This window comes from Corallococcus sp. bb12-1 (genome assembly GCF_026626765.1).
Taxonomy (GTDB): domain Bacteria; phylum Myxococcota; class Myxococcia; order Myxococcales; family Myxococcaceae; genus Corallococcus; species Corallococcus terminator.
The window spans coordinates 242,077-259,337 of record NZ_JAPNJZ010000010.1; the positions used below are offsets into that span (position 1 = coordinate 242,077).

At 70.2% G+C, this 17,261-nt stretch carries 15 protein-coding genes and 1 pseudogene; 9 read left to right on the top strand and 7 right to left on the bottom strand.

Annotated features, from left to right (window positions below):
• The first annotated feature begins 82 nt into the window (after positions 1 to 82).
• A complete protein-coding gene (locus OV208_RS14885; protein WP_267574489.1) occupies positions 83 to 706 on the top strand; it encodes an outer membrane protein in 624 nt (207 codons plus the stop codon).
• Positions 707 to 753: 47 nt separating this feature from the next.
• Here OV208_RS14885 and OV208_RS14890 read toward each other — a convergent pair whose 3' ends face one another.
• A complete protein-coding gene (locus OV208_RS14890; RefSeq protein ID WP_267574490.1) occupies positions 754 to 2,091 on the bottom strand; it encodes a glutamate--cysteine ligase in 1,338 nt (445 codons plus the stop codon).
• A gap of 59 nt (positions 2,092 to 2,150) precedes the next feature.
• On the opposite strand from OV208_RS14890, the gene OV208_RS14895 reads away from it, so the two are divergent.
• From OV208_RS14895 to OV208_RS14905, 3 genes are all read left to right on the top strand, one after another.
• The gene (locus tag OV208_RS14895) at positions 2,151 to 3,002 is read left to right on the top strand and encodes an EI24 domain-containing protein (protein ID WP_267574491.1); all 852 of its coding nucleotides are present in this window, start codon (positions 2,151 to 2,153) and stop codon (positions 3,000 to 3,002) included.
• Between the two features lie 218 nt (positions 3,003 to 3,220).
• Complete coding sequence (locus OV208_RS14900) at positions 3,221 to 6,472, top strand: MXAN_5808 family serine peptidase (protein WP_267574492.1); 3,252 nt, start codon at positions 3,221 to 3,223, stop codon at positions 6,470 to 6,472.
• 203 nt (positions 6,473 to 6,675) lie between these two features.
• On the top strand, positions 6,676 to 7,575 hold the full coding sequence (locus OV208_RS14905; RefSeq protein WP_267574493.1) for a hypothetical protein: 900 nt from the start codon (positions 6,676 to 6,678) through the stop codon (positions 7,573 to 7,575).
• On the opposite strand, the gene OV208_RS14910 is transcribed toward OV208_RS14905, so the two are convergent.
• Positions 7,572 to 8,321, bottom strand: coding sequence for a glycerophosphodiester phosphodiesterase (locus OV208_RS14910; RefSeq protein WP_267574494.1), 750 nt, complete (start codon positions 8,319 to 8,321; stop codon positions 7,572 to 7,574). The two genes, OV208_RS14905 and OV208_RS14910, sit on opposite strands and share 4 nt — an antisense overlap.
• A 117-nt stretch (positions 8,322 to 8,438) precedes the next feature.
• On the opposite strand from OV208_RS14910, the gene OV208_RS14915 reads away from it, so the two are divergent.
• Positions 8,439 to 8,660, top strand: a complete 222-nt coding sequence (locus tag OV208_RS14915; protein WP_120542894.1) for a twin-arginine translocase TatA/TatE family subunit — start codon at positions 8,439 to 8,441, stop codon at positions 8,658 to 8,660.
• A 7-nt stretch (positions 8,661 to 8,667) separates the two neighbouring features.
• Here the strand turns inward: OV208_RS14915 and OV208_RS14920 are convergent, their stop codons facing one another.
• From OV208_RS14920 to OV208_RS41360, 3 genes and pseudogenes are all read right to left on the bottom strand, one after another.
• Positions 8,668 to 9,459: a hypothetical protein gene (locus OV208_RS14920; RefSeq protein ID WP_267574495.1), complete on the bottom strand. Its 792-nt coding sequence runs from the start codon at positions 9,457 to 9,459 to the stop codon at positions 8,668 to 8,670.
• A gap of 6 nt (positions 9,460 to 9,465) precedes the next feature.
• Positions 9,466 to 11,457, bottom strand: coding sequence for a DUF3426 domain-containing protein (locus OV208_RS14925; protein WP_267574496.1), 1,992 nt, complete (start codon positions 11,455 to 11,457; stop codon positions 9,466 to 9,468).
• Between the two features lie 9 nt (positions 11,458 to 11,466).
• Positions 11,467 to 11,565 (bottom strand): annotated as a pseudogene (locus OV208_RS41360) (zinc-ribbon domain-containing protein); the annotation flags it as partial.
• A gap of 168 nt (positions 11,566 to 11,733) precedes the next feature.
• Here OV208_RS41360 and OV208_RS14930 point away from each other — a divergent pair.
• Entirely contained in the window at positions 11,734 to 12,414 is a 681-nt protein-coding gene (locus tag OV208_RS14930; protein ID WP_267574497.1) for a polyhydroxyalkanoate synthesis regulator DNA-binding domain-containing protein, read from the top strand.
• A 51-nt stretch (positions 12,415 to 12,465) separates the two neighbouring features.
• On the opposite strand, the gene OV208_RS14935 is transcribed toward OV208_RS14930, so the two are convergent.
• The gene (locus OV208_RS14935) at positions 12,466 to 13,272 is read right to left on the bottom strand and encodes a ParA family protein (protein WP_267574498.1); all 807 of its coding nucleotides are present in this window, start codon (positions 13,270 to 13,272) and stop codon (positions 12,466 to 12,468) included.
• Positions 13,273 to 13,296: 24 nt separating this feature from the next.
• Positions 13,297 to 13,611: a hypothetical protein gene (locus OV208_RS14940; protein WP_120542898.1), complete on the bottom strand. Its 315-nt coding sequence runs from the start codon at positions 13,609 to 13,611 to the stop codon at positions 13,297 to 13,299.
• A 190-nt stretch (positions 13,612 to 13,801) separates the two neighbouring features.
• Here OV208_RS14940 and OV208_RS14945 point away from each other — a divergent pair, with 190 nt between their 5' ends.
• The 3 genes from OV208_RS14945 to OV208_RS14955 all read left to right on the top strand — a co-directional run bounded on the left by OV208_RS14945 (position 13,802) and on the right by OV208_RS14955 (position 17,238).
• Positions 13,802 to 14,722 (top strand): ArsA family ATPase, encoded by a 921-nt coding sequence (locus OV208_RS14945; RefSeq protein WP_267574499.1) that lies wholly within the window; start codon positions 13,802 to 13,804, stop codon positions 14,720 to 14,722.
• Entirely contained in the window at positions 14,719 to 15,831 is a 1,113-nt protein-coding gene (locus OV208_RS14950) for an ArsA family ATPase (protein WP_267574500.1), read from the top strand. Before OV208_RS14945 ends, OV208_RS14950 begins: the two co-directional genes overlap by 4 nt.
• A gap of 240 nt (positions 15,832 to 16,071) precedes the next feature.
• Positions 16,072 to 17,238, top strand: coding sequence for a tetratricopeptide repeat protein (locus OV208_RS14955; RefSeq protein ID WP_267574501.1), 1,167 nt, complete (start codon positions 16,072 to 16,074; stop codon positions 17,236 to 17,238).
• Positions 17,239 to 17,261 lie beyond the last annotated feature (23 nt).

The following is a 17,261-nucleotide window of genomic DNA, read 5'->3' on the forward strand; positions in this document are numbered from 1 at the left end:
CCAGGGCAGGTGCGGTGTCTGTCCCGGAGGACCCAGCTTCCATTCCAGGTTTCACAGTTCACAGACCGGGAGGAGCCTGGACATGAGAAAGCTTTCGATGATGGCGGGAGTGGTGGCGGCGGGCGTGGGCATCGCGGCCCCGGCCTTCGCGGTGGACGCGACCCAGGTGGGGCGCAAGGTGGGCCTCAACGAACAGGATGTCGAAGCCGGCCTGGACGTGCGCGTCGGCCTGGGCGGCTTCACCGGCGACCTGGGTGACGAAACGGGGATAGGCGCGCTGTTCGGCATCACCGCCGTCGCCCAGCCCTCGCCCCTCGTCGGCGTGGAGGTCGGCTACGAGGGCCAGAGCATCCCCATCGATGATGCCCGCGTGAGCGGCGGCAACCATATCTGGCGCAACAACGGGACCATCCTGGGCAAGCTGGGTCCCATCGTCGACGAGAAGTGGCACCCGTTCGTCGGCGTGGGCCTGGGCCTGAGCTACCTGGACGCCTCCAGCGGCTCGGAGCCCGTCTTCAGCAACGACTGGCAGACGGAGCTACCCATCGCGGCGGGCATCGACTACCGCCTGGGCAACCTCTTCGCCGGCGTGCGCGGCACCTACCGCCTCGTCGGCGGCGAGGAGCTGGTCACCGTCCCCGGCACCGACGACGACGCGAAGGGCAGCCTCTTCAACGGCAACATCACCGTGGGCGGCCGCTTCTAGCCCGCCGCCCCGGGGTCCGCGTCCGCGAAGGGACGCGCTTCACGGCCTCACAGCTCGAAGCGCGTCATCAACACCTCCGGACGCGGATCCTCCGCCCACGCATCCAGCACCGCCTGCGCGGGCGACTTCCCTGAAGCGGCCACGGCCTCCAGCGGCGCCAGCAGCGGCGCGTCCAGCGGATCCAGCCGCATCAGCCCCCGCTTCGCGATGGCCACCATCTCCCCGGCCAGCCGGTGCAGCTCGTGCGCACCCAGCTTCCCGGCAAGGCCCTCGCGGCGCGCGGTGTCGTGGAAGGACAGGTGTTCGGTGAAGTTCAACCGGGGCAGGAGCAGCTGCGCCTCGTCCAGCGCCTGGGGGTCATAGAGGATGCCGCGCCAGAGGGCTCCAAGCGCCCCCGTCATCGCCGCGCTGGCACAGTCCGCGCCGCGCACCTCCAGCACCTTCTTCAGCCGCACCTCGGGGAAGAGCGTGGACAGGTGGTCCGTCCAGTCCCCCATGTCCGGCGGCCTGCCCTCGTAGCCCTCCTTCAGCAACTGGCGGAAGGTGAGCTCCGGGTGGCGGTACTCGCCGTTGCGTCGCAGGAACAGGAGCGGCGCATCCAGCGCCCAGTCCACGTACGCTTGATAGGAGAAGGAGCCGTCGAACCAGGACGGCAGGTAGCCGCACCGCGTAGGGTCCACCTCTTCCCAGACGCGGCTGCGGAAGGTCATGTAGCCGGACGGCTTGCCTTCCACGAGCGGGCTGTTGGCGTACAGCGCCACCAGCAGCGGCGACAGGCGCGCCACCGTCACCGTCTTCTTCACGCAGTCCGCTTCGTCCGACCAGTCCAGCGACACCTGCCCGGTGGACGTCATCAACATCATGTTCAGCGCCAGCCGGCCGCGCTTCGGCAGCGTGCGGCGCATCACCTGGTAGCGCGTCTTGGGCATCCACGGCATTTCGCCCGTCGTGCCCACCGGCCGGTAGCCCAGCCCCACAAGGCGCAGGCCCAGCTCCTTCGCCGCCGCCTTCGTCTCCCTCAGGTGCGCCAGGTTCTCCTCGTGCGCCTCGCGCGCCGTGAAGAAGGGGCTGCCGGACAGTTCGAACTGGCCGCCCGGCTCCAGCGAGATGGCCTCGATGCCCTTCTGCAGCGCGATGACCGGCGACTGGGGCGTTTCGCGAAAGGGCTCGTAGCCCCCCGGCGCCAGCTTCTCCAGCAGGGCCCCCACCCCGTTCGGCCCCTCATAGGGGACGGGTTGGGCGGACCCCACCGGGTAGATGAACTTCTCGTGCTCCAGCCCGAGCCGGTGCTCGGCCCGGGGCTTCTGCGCCTTGCGGAGCTCTTCCACCAGGGGGGCGGAGGAAGTGAGGGGCTCGGAGGCCACGCGCTTGAGGTCGAGGGACATGAGGGCGCCCTATATAACGGGGCTCGTTTCCCTTGCCCTCATTTGAACGACCCGACCCCATGCGTCCTGTGTCCCCCGTCCCCGTCCTGTCGCCCCGACCCCGTCTGTCGGATTTCTTCCAGGGGGTGGGGCTGCTCGGTCGCGCCTTCGGGCTGGTGTTCCGCTCGCGCCGGCTCCTGCTGCTGTCCACCGTCTGCGCGGCCATCACCGCCATCGCCCTGGTGGCCCTGGGCGTCCTGCTCTACCGCTACGCCCCCGGCGTCCTGGGCTCCGTCTGGACCCGGCCCGAGTCCTGGTACGGCCGCGCCGGCTGGTACACCGTCCTCATCCTGTCCTCCCTGGTCGCCTGGGTGGTGGGCGCCAACGTGGTGCCGCCCCTCCTGCTGACGCCGCTCCAGGACCCGCTGTCGGAGGCTACCGAAGCCGAGTGTGGGGAAGCGGACGCCTCCACGTCGCCCGCTTCGTTCCTGCGCGGGATGACGACAGGGCTGTTGCACACGCTCGCGCGCATGGCCCTGCTGTTCCTGGGGCTCCTGCTCCTCCTACCGCTCAACCTGGTGCCGGGCCTGGGCAGCATCGCGTTCACCGTCCTGGCCAGCCTGTGGACGATGCTCTGGATGGCCGGTGAACATCTGGCCGCCCCAATGACGAGGCACCTCTACCCGTTCTCCCAGGTCCGCCGCATGCTTCGCGAGCGACGGGCCCTGTGCATGGGCTTCGGGGCGGGCGTCTACCTGCTGCTCTGGGTGCCGATCCTCAACACCTTCTTCCTCCCGGTGGCCATCATCGGGGGCACCCTGCTGTACCGGGGCCTGAGGGCCACGGGCGACCTGGCGGCGCCCCCGGACGCGCTTCCCACGCCCGGGAAGCCCCCCCAGAAGCTCCGGGGAGGCTCGGAGGGGGCGAAATAAAGGGGGCGGCCGGCTGTCCGTACCCGTGAGGCGATCCGGGAACGCATTGCCTGCGGCAGACGTTCTCGGACGCTAGTGACATGGCCATGCCTTGAAGCACCTGGAAGCCGTGATTAGGCTTGCCCGGCCGCTACCAGGACCCTGGCCCACGCCGAAATGTTCGGATTCACAGGGTTTTTCACGCATCACCCCGGGGTGCCCAGAGTGCCCCAGCTTGGATGAACCGCATGCCGCGTATCTTCCGCCGCATCACCGCCGTCGCCGTTCTGTTGGGGGCCTGGGCATTCGCGGGCAGTGACCGCGCGCCCCTCCCGCTCACCCTGGGAGCGGCACAGGCGGGGCAAGACTCCTGGGACGGCGCCCTGCCGTCCAACGCCAAGAGCGAGAAGGCTCCGCACGACCTCAACAGCCTGCGCGTGCTGACGAAGGTCATCCTCTACGTGAAGGAGAACTACGTCGACCCCAAGCGGGTGAAGCCCAAGGAGATGATGATCGCCTCCCTGGAGTACGTGGAGAAGAGCGTCCCGGACGTGCTCGTGGACGGCAACCCGGAGACGGGCAAGCTCAACGTCAACGTGAACGGCAAGCAGAAGGAGTTCGACATCTCCCACGTCGACTCCCTGTGGAAGATGTCCTTCGCGCTCAAGGACGTCTTCGACTTCCTGTCGAAGAACATGCGTCCCATCGAGGAGACGCGCGACATCGAATACGCGGCCGTCAACGGCATGCTCTCCACGTTGGATCCGCACTCGGTGCTGCTGCGCCCGGAGCTGTACCGGGAGATGAAGCTGTCCACCAAGGGTGAGTTCGGCGGCCTGGGCTTCGTCATCCAGATGAAGGAGGGCAACCTCACCGTGGTGAAGGTGCTGCCCAAGACGCCCGCGTCGCGCGCCGGCATCCAGAAGGACGACCGCATCAAGAAGATTGGCGAGGAGTCCACGGTCAACATGGACCTCAACGAGGCCGTGTCCAAGCTGCGCGGTCCGGTGGACAGCCGCATCACCATCACCGTGGAGCGCGACGGCTGGGACAAGCCCCGCCCCATGACGGTGGCGCGCGCGATGATTTCGATTGAAAGCGTGCAGCACAAGCTGCTCGCGGGCGGCGTGGGCTACGTGCGCCTGAAGAACTTCCAGGGCAACACCACGCGCGACCTGGAGTCCGCGCTGACGGAGATGCGCAAGCAGGCGGACGCCAAGGGCGGCTTCAAGGGCCTGGTGCTGGACATGCGCGGCAACCCGGGCGGCCTCCTGGATCAGGCCATCCAGGTGTCGGACACGTTCCTGTCCAAGGGCACCATCGTCGCGACCGTGGGCCTGTCCGACAAGCTGCGCGAGGAGAAGCGCGCGCGCATGACGGAGGGCGAGGAGTCCTACCCCATCGCGGTGCTGGTGAACGCCGGCAGCGCCTCCGCCTCTGAAATCGTCGCTGGCGCGCTGAAGAACCTGGACCGCGCGGTCATCATCGGGCGGCAGACGTTCGGTAAGGGCAGCGTGCAGGTGCTCTATGACTTCCCGGACGACAGCGCGCTCAAGCTGACCATCGCCAAGTACCTGACGCCCGGCGACCTCTCCATCCAGGAGGTCGGCATCGTCCCGGACATCCAGCTCATCCCCACGCGCGTCACCGCGGACCGGGTGGACGTGTTCGCGCCCCGCAAGTCCATGGGCGAGGCGGACCTGGATCAGCACTTCGGCAACCCGGACTCCACCACCGTCGCGAAGAAGCGCGAAGAGGTGCTGGACCGCGAGAAGCCGGGCACCAGCCTCAAGTACCTGAAGGTGGACGAGAAGGCCGCCCAGGCCGCCGCGAAGAAGGAAGAGCCCAAGGAGAAGGTCGCGGCCAAGCCCGGCGCCAAGGAGAAGGACAAGAAGGCGCACGGCGAGAATGATCCGCTGCTGGACGTGGACGTCGCGGGCCAGGGCGAGGACCTGGACGACCAGCTGGACGCGGAGTCCCAGGAGGAGATCAAGGAGGACTTCGAGGTGCAGTTCGCCCGCGACTTCGTCCTGCGCGTGCCGGCGGTGAAGCGCACCGAGCAGATCAAGCAGGGCAAGACGTTCGTGGAGCAGAAGCGCAACGAAGAGGAGCAGCGCATCAACAACGCCATCGCGGCGCTGGGCGTGGACTGGAGCCCGGGTCCGACGCCGAAGAACGTGCTGGTGGACGCCAGCTTCTCGCCGGGCAACGACGCGAAGATCGCCGCCGGTGAGGCGCTCGACATGGTCATCCAGGTGGAGAACAAGGGCACGGAGCCGCTCAAGCGCGTGCGTGGCTGGACGGAGAGCGACAACGCGTTCCTCGACCGCCGCGAGTTCCTCTTCGGCGCCATCGCGCCGGGGGAGAAGAAGTCCTGGAAGGTGCAGGTGCGCCTGCCCAAGGACCTCACCAGCCGCCGCGACGACGTGAAGGTGAAGCTGTTCGACGACCACGGCTCGCTGCGCGACACGCTGGTGTCGGAGCTGTCCTTCGTGGAGCTGCCCCGCCCCACGTTCGCCTTCAACTGGCAGGTGCAGGATGACTGCGCCGAGTGCAACGGAGACGGCGTCGTGCAGCGGGGCGAGGACGTCACGGTGGTGATGGACGTCACCAACACGGGCGCGGGCGCGGCGCTGGATTCGTTCGCGCAGATCAAGAACGGCGGCGACGCGAACGTCTTCATCGAGAAGGGCCGCTTCAAGCTGGGGGAGATCAAGCCCGGCGAGACGAAGACGGCGCGCTTCCAGGTGTCGCTGAAGAAGGGCTTCAAGGGCGACACCTTCCCGCTGAAGCTGGCCATCCTGGACGAGCCCCTGGAGGAGTTCGTGCTGGAGAAGCTCCAACTGCCCGTGAAGGACGGCCCCGTCGCGACGCTGGAGGCCAAGAAGGGCCTGGTGAAGCTGTCGGACAAGGCGGAGCTGTTCGGCGCGCCCACCTCCGACGCCCGGGCCGTGGCGAAGCTGCCGCAGGGCGCGACGCTGGCGCTCGAAGGCGCCACGAAGGGCTACTACAAGGTCGCGCTGGAGAAGGACCGCTTCGCCTTCGTCCGCACGCAGGACGCGAAGGAAGTGAAGGCGGGCAAGGCCGTGGCGCCCAAGACGGTGGCGTGGAGCACCACGCACCAGCCGCCGGACATCAAGCTGGACGTGGACCCCTCGCACGGCGGCGTGGTGGTGAACGGCGACAAGTTCACCCTCTCCGGCGTGGTGAAGGACCCCAACGGCCTGCTGGACGTCTACGTGCTGGTCAACGACCAGAAGGTCTACTTCAAGGCCGTGGACCCCAAAGGCGGCGAGCCCAACACGCTGAAGTTCACCGCGGACTTCGCCCTGAAGGAGGGCAACAACAACGTGCTGGTGGTGGCCCGCGAGAGCACCGAGTTCGCCAGCCGCCGCACGCTGGTCATCCGCCGCCGTCCGGCGGAGGTGGCGCAGAAGGTGACGACGCCCGCCGCCGCGGCCACCACGCCGGTGAAGCCGCGCCAGCAGTAGTGTCCCCGGCCTCGATGCCGGAGCCTGGGCGCCTGAGCGCCTGAGCCGGGCGGCCTGCTTCCAAGAGCCTCCTTCCCCACACCGGAGGAGGCTTCTTGGAGGAGGGCCGCCCGTTTTGTTGACGCTCTACCGAAGGCCGATTTAGGGTCCTCGCAGGTGGGCGCCCGCTTGGCCGGAACGCGTCCCGGAGGCGTGAATCCCCAATGCGGACGTTCAGTCGGTGGCTGGTCCTCGCGACGGCGCTGTCCGGGGCTGCTGCCCACGCGGACGACAATGACCTGCAGATTGCCCGGTTCGGCATCGACAGGTACGGGCAGGAGAACGCCGCGGCGCTGGCGAGCGCGGACTTCCGCGCCTTCGCGCGCACGTTCGGCGCGGTCATCAACTCCGCCAACCTGATGCCCCCGCGCACCACGGGCCACTCGGGCTACGCGTTCAACGCGGAGCTGTCCGTGGTGTCGCTGCCGGACAGCGTCTTCCTGCCCACTGAGCGCGAGCAGCCCGGCTCCGTGCTGGTGCCCTCCGTCCACGTGCGCAAGGGCCTGCCCTTCTCACTGGAGCTGGGCGGCCGCGTGGGCTGGGTGGAGAAGAGCGGCATGGTGACGGCCATGGGCGAGCTGAAGTGGGCCGTCAACGAGGGCTTCACGTACCTGCCGGACGTGGGCGCGCGCCTGCACGTGACGAAGCTGTTCGGCGCGCACGACCTGGACCTCACCACCACGGGCCTGGACATCGGCGTGGGCAAGCAGTTCCCGCTGGGCGGGATGATCACCCTGACGCCCTACGGCGGCCTGGACCTGGCCTTCGTCAGCGCCGCGTCGCGCACGCTCATCTTCAACCCCGACCTGACGCTGGAAGAGTCGCAGGACGACGACTCGCGGGCGACCCTCGCCAACGGCAACGCGGGCGCGTACGCCCGGGTGTCCGCGGGCGACAACCTCACCCCGCGCTTCTACGCGGGCGCGCGCTTCATCGGCGGCGCGCTGCAACTGGGCGCCGAGTTCTCCGTGACGAGCCTGGGCAGCTTCGACGTGACGGGCGACGGCACCCGCGACCTGCCCTCCGTCGTCGCCTTCAACACCACGCTGGGCCTGGACTTCTAGGCCAGGCCCCCCACCACGTCCGGGGCGCGGTCGCGCAAGGCATCGCGCATGCGTCCCGGGCGGTTGGTGATGAGGTAGGAGACGCCCAGCTCGCGCAGCTCCCGCGCGCGCCGAGGGTCGTCCACCGTCCACGCCGCCACGCTGAGCCCCGCCTCCCGCCACGCGCTCACCCGCTCCGGCGTGCACGCCTCGTGGAACGGGTGCACCGAGTGCGAGGACACCAGCGGGCTCACCACGTACGCCTGGGGCGCCCAGGCCTTGTCCGGATCAATGAGGAAGCCCCGGCGCAGCGTGGGGGCCACCGCCGCCAGCCGGAAGAGGCTCAGCGGGTTGAAGCTGGAGAGCACCACGCGGCGGGAGAGGTCGCGCTCGGCCACCAGCCGGGCCACGCTCGCGGCCAGCCCGCCGTCATCGAAGTGGTCGCACTTGAGCTCGATGTTGACCAGGAAGTGCGCCGGCAGCGCGTCCAGCACGTCCTCCAGCAGCGGGATGCGCGCGGGGGCGTACCCCAGGGACGAGCCCACGTCGGCCCGGCGCAGCTTCCACCAGGGCGTGGTGCGCACCTCCCAGGGCAGTCCGGCCAGCCGCTCCAGGCGCTCGTCGTGGCACACCACCACCTCGCCGGAGCCGCACACCATGGCGTCCAGCTCCACCCCGTCGGCGCCCTGGCGCACGGCCTCCGTGAAGGCCTCCAGGGTGTTTTCGGGGGCATCGGCGCTGGCACCACGGTGAGCGAGCAGGAGCATGGGCGCGCAGTCTGCGCTGGAACCGGACGCCAGGGCAGCGCCGTGGACGGCCGGGCGTCCGGGGGCGGACGTGCGCCCAACTTGCCTCCCGGGAGGGTTTATTGCAGTGTCCGGAGCATGCTGGGTGCTGGAGAATTCATCGTCCTCGGCTTCGTCCTGCTGGTGGTCTTCTCGGCCGCACGGATGGGGCAGTTGGGCAACGCGATGGGCAAGTTCGTCTACTCCTTCCGCAAGGCGTCGCGCGGGCAGGACCTGGTGGACGTGAAGACCCTGCCCGGCTCGCGCCGGGGCAGCACCGACGCGGACTTCACCGAGCCCCCCAAGGACCGCCGCGCCTAGCCGCGCCTCAGAACTCCTCGCCGTCCGGTAGCACCAGGGGACCGGGCGGGGTGCCGGGCGCCGGCTCCAGCAGCAGGCGCGCGGCCTGCTGTCGCAGCGCGGGGAGCAGGCCCGCGTCCGCCACCAGCTCGCGCAGGTCCGAGGCGTTGAGCAGCGGGACGATCTTCGCGCCCACCTCCGGCGGCAGGTACGGGTTGAAGACGAGCGCGCGACGCACGGCGTGCCGCACCGACCAGCGCGAGGCCTTCCAGATTTCGACCAGCGGCTCCGGACGTGCGGGCCTGCGCGCGGCGATGCGCACCACCAGCGGTTCGGTGAGGCGGGGGTTGATCAGCACGTTGCGCAGCACGGCCGGGTTGCTGACGGTGGCCAGCCGCGACAGCACGTCCGGGTCGCGCGTCATGCGGGCCTGCTGCTTCAAGTGGCCCAGGGACTGGTTGGCCGCGAGCGCATCCGAGCGGGCCGCCGCGTCCGCGTCCAGCTCCTTGCGCGCGGGCCCCTGGGCGAAGAGGTCCGCCACGGCCTCCAGTGACTGCACGTGGGCCATGCGCCGGAGCGCGTCCACGTGGGGGATGTGCTCGGCCTCCTGATCCAGGGCGGCCATGAAGTCCGACAGCACGCAGGTGGCGGGGGCCTGGCCGGCGCGGGCCAGGGACAACAGGTGGCCGATGAGCTCGTTCGTGTCGAACGGCTCACGCCGGGCCAGCTCTCGCGCGGCGGCCTTGCGGCGCACCGTGGCGCCTCCGCCCAGGGCGTGCAGGTTGCGCGCGAGCGCGCGGGCCTCCTCCAGGGTGGACATGGCGCCTTACTCCCCCGTGCGGTCCGCCGTGGGCGCGGAAGGCGCGGGCTCCAGCGTCACCTCCAGACGGAAGCCAGCGAGGTCCGCGGGGTACTCCTGGAACACCACCAGGAAGGGCACCTTGCCGCCCGGGGGCACCGGCAGCGAGGCAGCGTCCAGGCGCTGGCGCAGGGCGGTGGCGGCCTCCGCGTTCGTGACGGCGTAGAGGTCCTCCGGGGTGGCCAGCGCGCCCGCGAGCCCTTCGGTGGAGCGCACCCGCTGCTCTCCATCGAAGAGGGCGGCGCGCACGCGCACGGACGCGGCGGCGCCGGTGCGGTTCTCCGCCTCCCCGCGCACGACGAAGAGCATGCGGCCATCGCGCGTGGCGTACAGGCCGTTGGACACGTCGCTCGCGGTGAACGGGCGGGCCGGCGGCATCACCAGCGTGCGCAGCCGGTCCGGGGACAGGGTGGAGGCGTCCACCTGTCCATCGCGCAGGTACACGATGCCCAGGGCGCCCAGGGCCACCACCAGCACGGTGGCGACGGTGAGGTTGACGACGAAGCCCGTGAGCTTCCGCGCGCGGCCGGGCAGCCGGCGCTGGGGCATGCCCACGTCCTCCAGCCGTGCCGAGGGCTTGGTCACCGTGACGGCGGGCCCTCCGCGCATGGAGGCCAGGTCCACCACCTCGCGGCGGGGCGTGGTGATCTTGAAGGGGTCGCCGTCGTCGTACGCCGGCATTTCTCCCAGGAGGGAGACGCCGTCCGCGTCCGGTGCGGCCTGGGCGGGAACGTCCCCCAGCAGCGCGGCACGGCCGGTGTCCGAGGCGGCCATCCCCTCTTCCCCGGAGGCGCCGCCGCCGGAGAAATCGAACAGGTCGCCCATCGCGTCCGAAGGGGCGGCGGGCGGCGGGTCCTCGGGAGCGGGGGCGGACAGGTCCGCGGACGGCGCGGCCATGTCGATGGACGCGAACGGATCCTCGGACTCATAGCTGGGCGCCGGCGCGGCGGGCGTGGGAGGGAGCGCCCCTCTTGGAGGGGCCGTCACGACGGTGTTCGCGGCCGGGGGCGCGGCGGCGGGAGCGTCATCCAGGGAGAAGTCGAAGAGCGGGTCGGGAGCGGCAGCAGGGACAGCGGCCGCGACCGGAGCGGGACGGCCCGCGGGCGAAGGCGCGGTCCGGGGCTGCGAGGAGGCACCGGCCCTGGCACCCGAAGACGGCGCGGAGGCACCAGGCCCAGGACCTGAAGGCCGCGCGGAGGGTCCCGCCGGAAACGCCCCGGGCGCCGAAGGGCGCGCGGAAGGTTCCCCCAGGGAGCCATCGAGCCCCACCGGAGCGGATGAAGCCCCGAAGGCGCCAGGACCCGAGGGCGGCACCACGGGAGCACCCGCGCTGGGACGCAGCGCGCCCGGAGGCCCCGCCGCGAACGCGCCCGGAGGTGCGGGCCGAGGAGCCGGAGCCGGGGGCGCGAAGGCTCCAGGAGGCACCGACCGGAGGCCCGTGACCGAGGGCCTGGGCGGAGCACCGGGGCCCGCCGAGGCCACCGGCCGGGGTGCCGGCGCCGGGGAAGCCACGGGCGGAGCGCTGGCCGGCGCGGGCAAAGGTCCAACATCGGACATGAAGTCCGCGAACGGATCCTCCTCGTTCAGCCCGGAAAGGTTCACCGGGGGAGCCACCGGAGCGGGGGCCACCTGCCGCCGGGCCGCGACGCCAGGAGGCGGCATGGGCGCATCGAAGGGCGTCAGCGGCCCCCCGACACCTGACGTGGCGGGGGCCCGCACGGGAGCCGCTGGCGCGTCGTCCACGTCGATGTCCACATCCACATCCCCCCAGGAGCGCGCGGGGGACGGCTTCGCTCCGGGCGCGCCAGGGCCGCCGGGCGCGTAGTAGGCCGAGCCCGGACGGGTGACCTCCCCGGTGGGCTCGGGGGCATCACCGAACGCCTGGAACGGGTCCGCCTGCTCGGCCGGAGCCGGAACTGGCAGGGGGGCCCTCAGGTCAGGCGCGGGCTCGCGCGCCACCCGAAAGGTGTTCTGGCATTTGGTGCAGCGGACCTTGACCCCCTTTTCCGTCACCTTCTCGTCGGGGATCTTGAACCGCGTCTGGCACTGTTCGCACTGGACGATCATGAGGTAGGGCCGGGGGGAGTTGGAGCATAGGCCCACCAGGAGGGCACGGCGAGTTGGTCCCGGGTAACTTGCTCGCTTCGAACCCCTTTGATACGAGGTTCGCCCCTTTGGAACTCAAGTAGTAAACCAGTAAATGCCAAGGCGCAGCCGGGGTCGGAGACGACAGACATGAGCGAGGCCGAGCAAGCAGGCGCTCCCAGCAGCAAGGAGCCGAAGATCATCAAGCGCTACACGAACCGGAAACTCTACGACACCGTGGAGAGCCGGTACGTCACCCTTGATGAAATCGCCGCGATGATCAAGGAGGGAACCGAGGTGCGGATTGTCGATAACCGCACGAAGGAAGACCTGACCTCGGTCACCCTGGCGCAGATCATCTTCGAGGAGGAGAAGAAGAAGAACCAGATGCCGCTGTCGGTGCTGCGGGAGATCATCCGCCACCCCGGCGAGTCCATTTCCGGGTTCATCCAGAAGGAAGTCACGCCGCGCGTGGCCTCCATCCGCGAGGAGGCCGAGCAGCGGCTGGACAAGCTGCTGCGCCGCGAGGACGGCTCTCTGGAAACCACCCCGGACCCCGCCGCCGTCGCCCCCGCGCCCACCCCGGGCACGCCGTCGGCGGAGGCCACCGCGAGCCTCAACCCCGCGGAGCTGCTCAAGGCCAGCCAGCGCGCCTTCGAGGACTTCCAGCGCCGCATGGATGAGCGCGTGAAGCAGGTCGTGGAGAACCTCACCGGCAACCTCCCCGCCCTGGGCCGCGACATGCAGGCGCTCACGCAGCGGCTGGAAGAGCTGGAGAAGAAGCTCGACGCCGCGGAGAAGGGCGACAAGAAGGACTCCGGCGCCGCCTAGGCGTGGAGTGAAGCACCGGTCGCCTGCGCGGACTCAACCGCCGGGTGCCGCTCAGGCCACCTTCCGGGGGGCCCGCTTCCGCTTCGTCGGGGCGGGCCCGCCGTGGATCTCCGCCGCGATGGCCGCGAGCATCTTCGCCCCCGGGCTCTGGGGTGCGTACTCCCAGACCGTCTTGCCGTGGCTCTGGGCCTCGTCCACCTTGACGTTGTAGCCCAGCGGCGTGGCCGCGAGCGCGTCCGGGAAGTACGCCTTCAGCCGCTCCAGGATGGCCGTCGCCAGCGCCGTCTTGCGGTACAGCGTGGGCACCACCTTGGTGACGCGCAGGTCCGGGCGTCCCTCGGACTCGCCCACCTGGCGCACCGTCTCCGCCAGCTCCGCGCACCCATCCAGCGCCAGGTACGTCAGCGCCACCGGCACCACCACCTCCGTGGCCGCCACCAGGATGTTGCGCGTGGTGAGCCCCATGGAGGGAGGCGCGTCGAACAGCACGACGTCATAGCCCGCGGCTTCCGCCTCCCGCATCCGGTCCGCCAGCCGGTGCGCGCGCCGGGGGTCCTGCGCCACCACCACCGGGAAGTCCGCCATCTCCTTGTACGCGGGCACCACGTCCAGGCCGGACACGCCCGTCGGCTGAATCACGGACGCGAGCGTCACGCCCGGGTCCGTGAGCAGGTGGAAGACGTTCCGGGGCAGCGTGCGCACGTCCAGGCCCAGCGACTTGCCCGCGTGGCCCTGCGTGTCCAGGTCCACCAGCAGCACGCGGCGGTGCTTCGTCAGCGCGAGCCACGCGGCGGTGTTCACCGCCAGCGTCGTCTTGCACGTGCCGCCCTTCTCGTTGATGAACGCGATTCGCCGCATGGCCATGGCCCCGGAAGGCGGGTGCTACTTCTTCTTCGGGTTGGACGTCGCGTGCTCCACGAGCGTGTCCACCTTGCCCTCGACGGAGGAGAGCAGCCGCTCCAGGTCATCCACCTTCGAGCGCAGCTGCTCCAGGTCCGCGGTGGACGGCAGGTTCATGGCCGACAGCGCCGTGCGCAGCGCGGTGTCCAGCGTGCCCTTGGCCGCGAGCGAGCGCGACACCAGCGACTGCACCGCCGCCACGAACTTCTCGTTGGAGAGCAACTGCTGCGCGAGCTTGCCCACGCGCTCCTCGCCCGTCTCCACGAGCATCTTCATCATCGGATTGTTCTTGAGCATGGCTTGGAACCGTTCAGGTCCAGGCCCGCCGCCGGGCTTCGGCCCCCGGGGACAGGCGGGACGTCGGGAAAAGGACGCCGCACTCTGGGAGGGGCCAACGCGACGTGTCAAGCAGGGGAACAATGGGTGTTTCCCGTCGTGGACTCTCGTTGACTCTCCAGGGGGCCATCCCTACGGTTCGCGCGCCCTTATGCCCGGACTGCTCGACAAACGTCTCTGGATCGTCTCCGGCAAGGGGGGCGTGGGAAAGACCACCGTCGCCGCCGCGCTGGCACTGGCCTCCGTGCGCGCCGGGCGCCGCACCCTGGTGTGCGAGGTCAACACGCAGGAGCGCGTCAGCCGCTTCCTGGAGCTGCCCGAAGCCGGCCCGGAGGTGAAGAAGCTGGAGGAGAACCTCTGGGCGGTGAACGTGCGCCCCCAGGAGTCCATGCGCGAGTACGGCCTGATGGTCCTGCGCTTCGAGACCCTCTACAAGACGGTCTTCGAGAACCGGCTGGTGCGCTACTTCCTGCGCTTCATCCCGTCGCTTCAGGAGCTCGTCCTGCTGGGGAAGATCCTCTTCCACCTCCAGGAGAAGCTGCCGGACGGCCGCTGGAAGTACGACACGGTGGTGCTGGACGCGCCCGCCACCGGCCACGCCATCTCCTTCCTGAGCGTGCCGCAGGTTCTTTTGCAGACAGTGCCGCCGGGACCGATGACGCGCGAGGCGCTGAAGATGCGCGACCTGCTGGTGGACCCCAGCGTCACCGCCGCGGTGCTGGTGGCGCTGCCGGAGGAGATGCCGGTGAACGAGGCGCTGGAGCTGCACAGCGCGCTGCGAGAGCGGGTGCACATCCGCACGCACGCGGCGGTGCTCAACCAGGCGTTTCCGCAGCGCTTCACGGAAGCCGACCTGGAAGCGCTCTCGGGCTGTCCGGAGCTGCAGACGGTGGCGAAGGCGCACCACGACCGGGCCTCTCAGGCGGTGCTCGCGGGGACGAAGCTGGAGCGCAACCTCCACGCGCCGGTGTACACGGTGCCGCGGCTGTTCGTGCCGCGCTTCGGACGGGATGCGGTGGAGACGGTGATGGGGCATCTGCAGACGCTGGTGACGGGAGGCGCGGGAGCATGACGGCGCTGCAAGCGGCGCTCGCGAACAAGCGCGTGCTCATCTGCGTGGGCTCGGGTGGCGTGGGCAAGACGACGGTGGCGGCGACGCTCGCCCTGCGCGCGGCGGTGGATGGACGCCCGAGCATCGTGTGCACCATCGACCCGGCGAAGCGCCTGGCCAACTCGCTGGGCCTGTCCGGCCTGGGCAACACGGAAGCCGAAGTGCCAGCCTCCGCGCTGGAGCCGCTGGGCGTGCACCCCAAGGCGGCGCTGCACGCGATGATGCTGGACATGAAGGCCACCTGGGATGACCTCATCACCCGAGTGGCCCCGCCTGATCAGCGCGAGCGCATCTTCGCCAACCGCTTCTACCAGTCCCTCTCCACGGCCCTGGCGGGCAGCCAGGAATACATCGCCATGGAGAAGGTATGGGACCTGCGCCGCAGCAAGGACTACGAGTTGGTGGTGCTGGACACGCCGCCCACCGCGCACGCGCTGGACTTCCTGGACGCGCCCAACCGGGTGCTGGACTTCCTGGACAACGAAGCGGCCAAGTGGCTCCTCACGCCCGCGCTGAAGGCGGGCAAGGTGGGCCTGTCGCTCTTCAACCTGGGCGGAAGCTACGTGACGCGCGCGCTGTCGCGCTTCACCGGCACGGAGATGCTCCAGGAGCTGTCCTCCTTCATGGTGACGCTCTCCTCCATGAACGAGGGCTTCCGTGAACGGGCGCGCGGCGTGCGCGAACTGCTGGAGGACAAGACGACGGGGTTCGTGCTGGTGACGAGCCCCAACCCGGAGCGCCTGGACGAGGCCATCCACTTCCACGGCCTGCTCAAGCAGAACCGCATGGAGATGACGGCCATCGTGGTGAACCGCGTGCACCCGGTGCCCACGCCGGAGCTGTGGAAGGACGCGGCCTCGCTGACGCCCACGCGGCGCGCGAAGGTGGAGGAGACGCTGCGCGAGCTCCAGGTATTGGCGCAGCAGGACCTGGAAGGCATGGCGCAGCTGCGCGCGGCCTGTCCGGGCACGCCCCTCATCCAGGTGCCCCGCTTCGGGCTGGACGTGCACGACCTCACCGCGCTGTGGAACACCGGACGCTATCTGCTGGGCGACGACGTCCTCGTCTGAGCGCCCTCCCCCACCGCGCGGGGCCCCGCCCCACCAGGGCTTCTGGGGGATGTCTCCGGCGGATATTTCCGGCGGCATTCCCAGCAGGCGGGCGACGCGCAGCGCGGGGACGCGCCCCGCATTAGACTGGCCCACCCCGAAGGCAGGCGGAGGAACGCCTGGGGAACCCACCGGGTCTCCGGGATGTCGATGTCTGGCAAGCCACGGTGGGACGGGCGGACTCCGGAAGGAAGCAGGCGCATGGACGGCATGAAGCGGATGGATGCAACCGGAGGCGCCCGGCGGTGGCTGGGGTGGGGTGTGCTGGCCCTGGGACTCACGCTCACGGGCTGCCGCACGGCGGGCACCGCGGCGAAGCCGGACGGGGTCCAGACGAAGCAGGTGGTGGAGTTCGACCCCGTGACGGTGACGGCGGACCTGGAGCTGGACCGCCTCAACGACGAGGAGCTCTTCGCGGGCGGCACCTCCGCCTTCGCGGCCAACGACTTCAAGCAGGCGGCGCGCTACTTCGGCCGGCTCGTGGACTTCCACCCCAACAGCCCGCATCGCCGGCAGGCGCTCTACAACGCGGGGCTCTCCCACCAGCGCCTCAAGGAATGGGATGACGCCTACGGGCGCTTCTCCGAACTGGCGGAGCCGGCGAAGGGCCAGGGCGACGCGCTGGAGGCGTCCTTCCGCGTGGCGGAGACGCTCTACCATCTGGAGCGCTACGACGAAGCCACCCGGATGCTCTCCACGCTGGTGGCGCGCGACGACCTTCCCGCGGGCCGCCGCATCGAAGCCCAGGTGCAGCAGGGCATCTGCCAGGTGGAATCCGGCAAGACGGACGACGCGGAGGCCACGCTGCGCAAGGCCCTGAGCGCCTACGACGCCCTTCCGGACAAGGCGGAGGTGGAGGACTACTTCCCCGCGCAGGCGCACTTCTTCGTCGGGGAAATCTACCGGCTGCACTACGAGGCCGTGAAGCTGGAGGCCAGCCGGGGCAGCGACGGGCTGGCACAGGACCTCAACTACAAGGCGGAGCTGCTGCTGTCCGCGCAGGGCCACTACCTGCGCTCCATCCGCGTGGGCAACGGCTACTGGGCCACCGCCGCGGGCGCGCAGATTGGCGCCCTCTACGAGAACCTCTACGAGCACATGGTGCACTCGCCCACGCCCCCGGAGCTCAACGCCGAGGAGGCGGGCGTCTACCGCCAGGAGCTGCGCAAGAAGATCCGCGTGCTGCTCACCAAGTCCATCAACATCTACGAGCGCACCCTGGAGGCCGCCGAGCGCATCGGTTCGCAGAGCGCCTTCGTGGACCGCACGCGCCAGAGCCTGGAGAAGGTGAAGAGGCTGCTGCTCGCGGACGCGGACGGCGAAGGCACCCCGCCCCCCGAAGACGCCTCCACCGCGCCGCACTCCTGAGCGGCCGTCCCGAGCCCCCGGAC

Coding starts and splice junctions, on each gene's coding strand:
- OV208_RS14945 (WP_267574499.1), top strand. CDS start 13,802: ATGCCCGGACTGCTCGACAAACGTCTCTGGATCGTCTCCGGCAAGGGG.
- OV208_RS14890 (WP_267574490.1), bottom strand. CDS start 2,091: ATGTCCCTCGACCTCAAGCGCGTGGCCTCCGAGCCCCTCACTTCCTCC.
- OV208_RS14955 (WP_267574501.1), top strand. CDS start 16,072: ATGGACGGCATGAAGCGGATGGATGCAACCGGAGGCGCCCGGCGGTGG.
- OV208_RS14905 (WP_267574493.1), top strand. CDS start 6,676: ATGCGGACGTTCAGTCGGTGGCTGGTCCTCGCGACGGCGCTGTCCGGG.
- OV208_RS14940 (WP_120542898.1), bottom strand. CDS start 13,611: ATGCTCAAGAACAATCCGATGATGAAGATGCTCGTGGAGACGGGCGAG.
- OV208_RS14895 (WP_267574491.1), top strand. CDS start 2,151: ATGCGTCCTGTGTCCCCCGTCCCCGTCCTGTCGCCCCGACCCCGTCTG.
- OV208_RS14915 (WP_120542894.1), top strand. CDS start 8,439: ATGCTGGGTGCTGGAGAATTCATCGTCCTCGGCTTCGTCCTGCTGGTG.
- OV208_RS14930 (WP_267574497.1), top strand. CDS start 11,734: ATGAGCGAGGCCGAGCAAGCAGGCGCTCCCAGCAGCAAGGAGCCGAAG.
- OV208_RS14910 (WP_267574494.1), bottom strand. CDS start 8,321: ATGCTCCTGCTCGCTCACCGTGGTGCCAGCGCCGATGCCCCCGAAAAC.
- OV208_RS14920 (WP_267574495.1), bottom strand. CDS start 9,459: ATGTCCACCCTGGAGGAGGCCCGCGCGCTCGCGCGCAACCTGCACGCC.
- OV208_RS14900 (WP_267574492.1), top strand. CDS start 3,221: ATGAACCGCATGCCGCGTATCTTCCGCCGCATCACCGCCGTCGCCGTT.
- OV208_RS14950 (WP_267574500.1), top strand. CDS start 14,719: ATGACGGCGCTGCAAGCGGCGCTCGCGAACAAGCGCGTGCTCATCTGC.
- OV208_RS14885 (WP_267574489.1), top strand. CDS start 83: ATGAGAAAGCTTTCGATGATGGCGGGAGTGGTGGCGGCGGGCGTGGGC.
- OV208_RS14935 (WP_267574498.1), bottom strand. CDS start 13,272: ATGCGGCGAATCGCGTTCATCAACGAGAAGGGCGGCACGTGCAAGACG.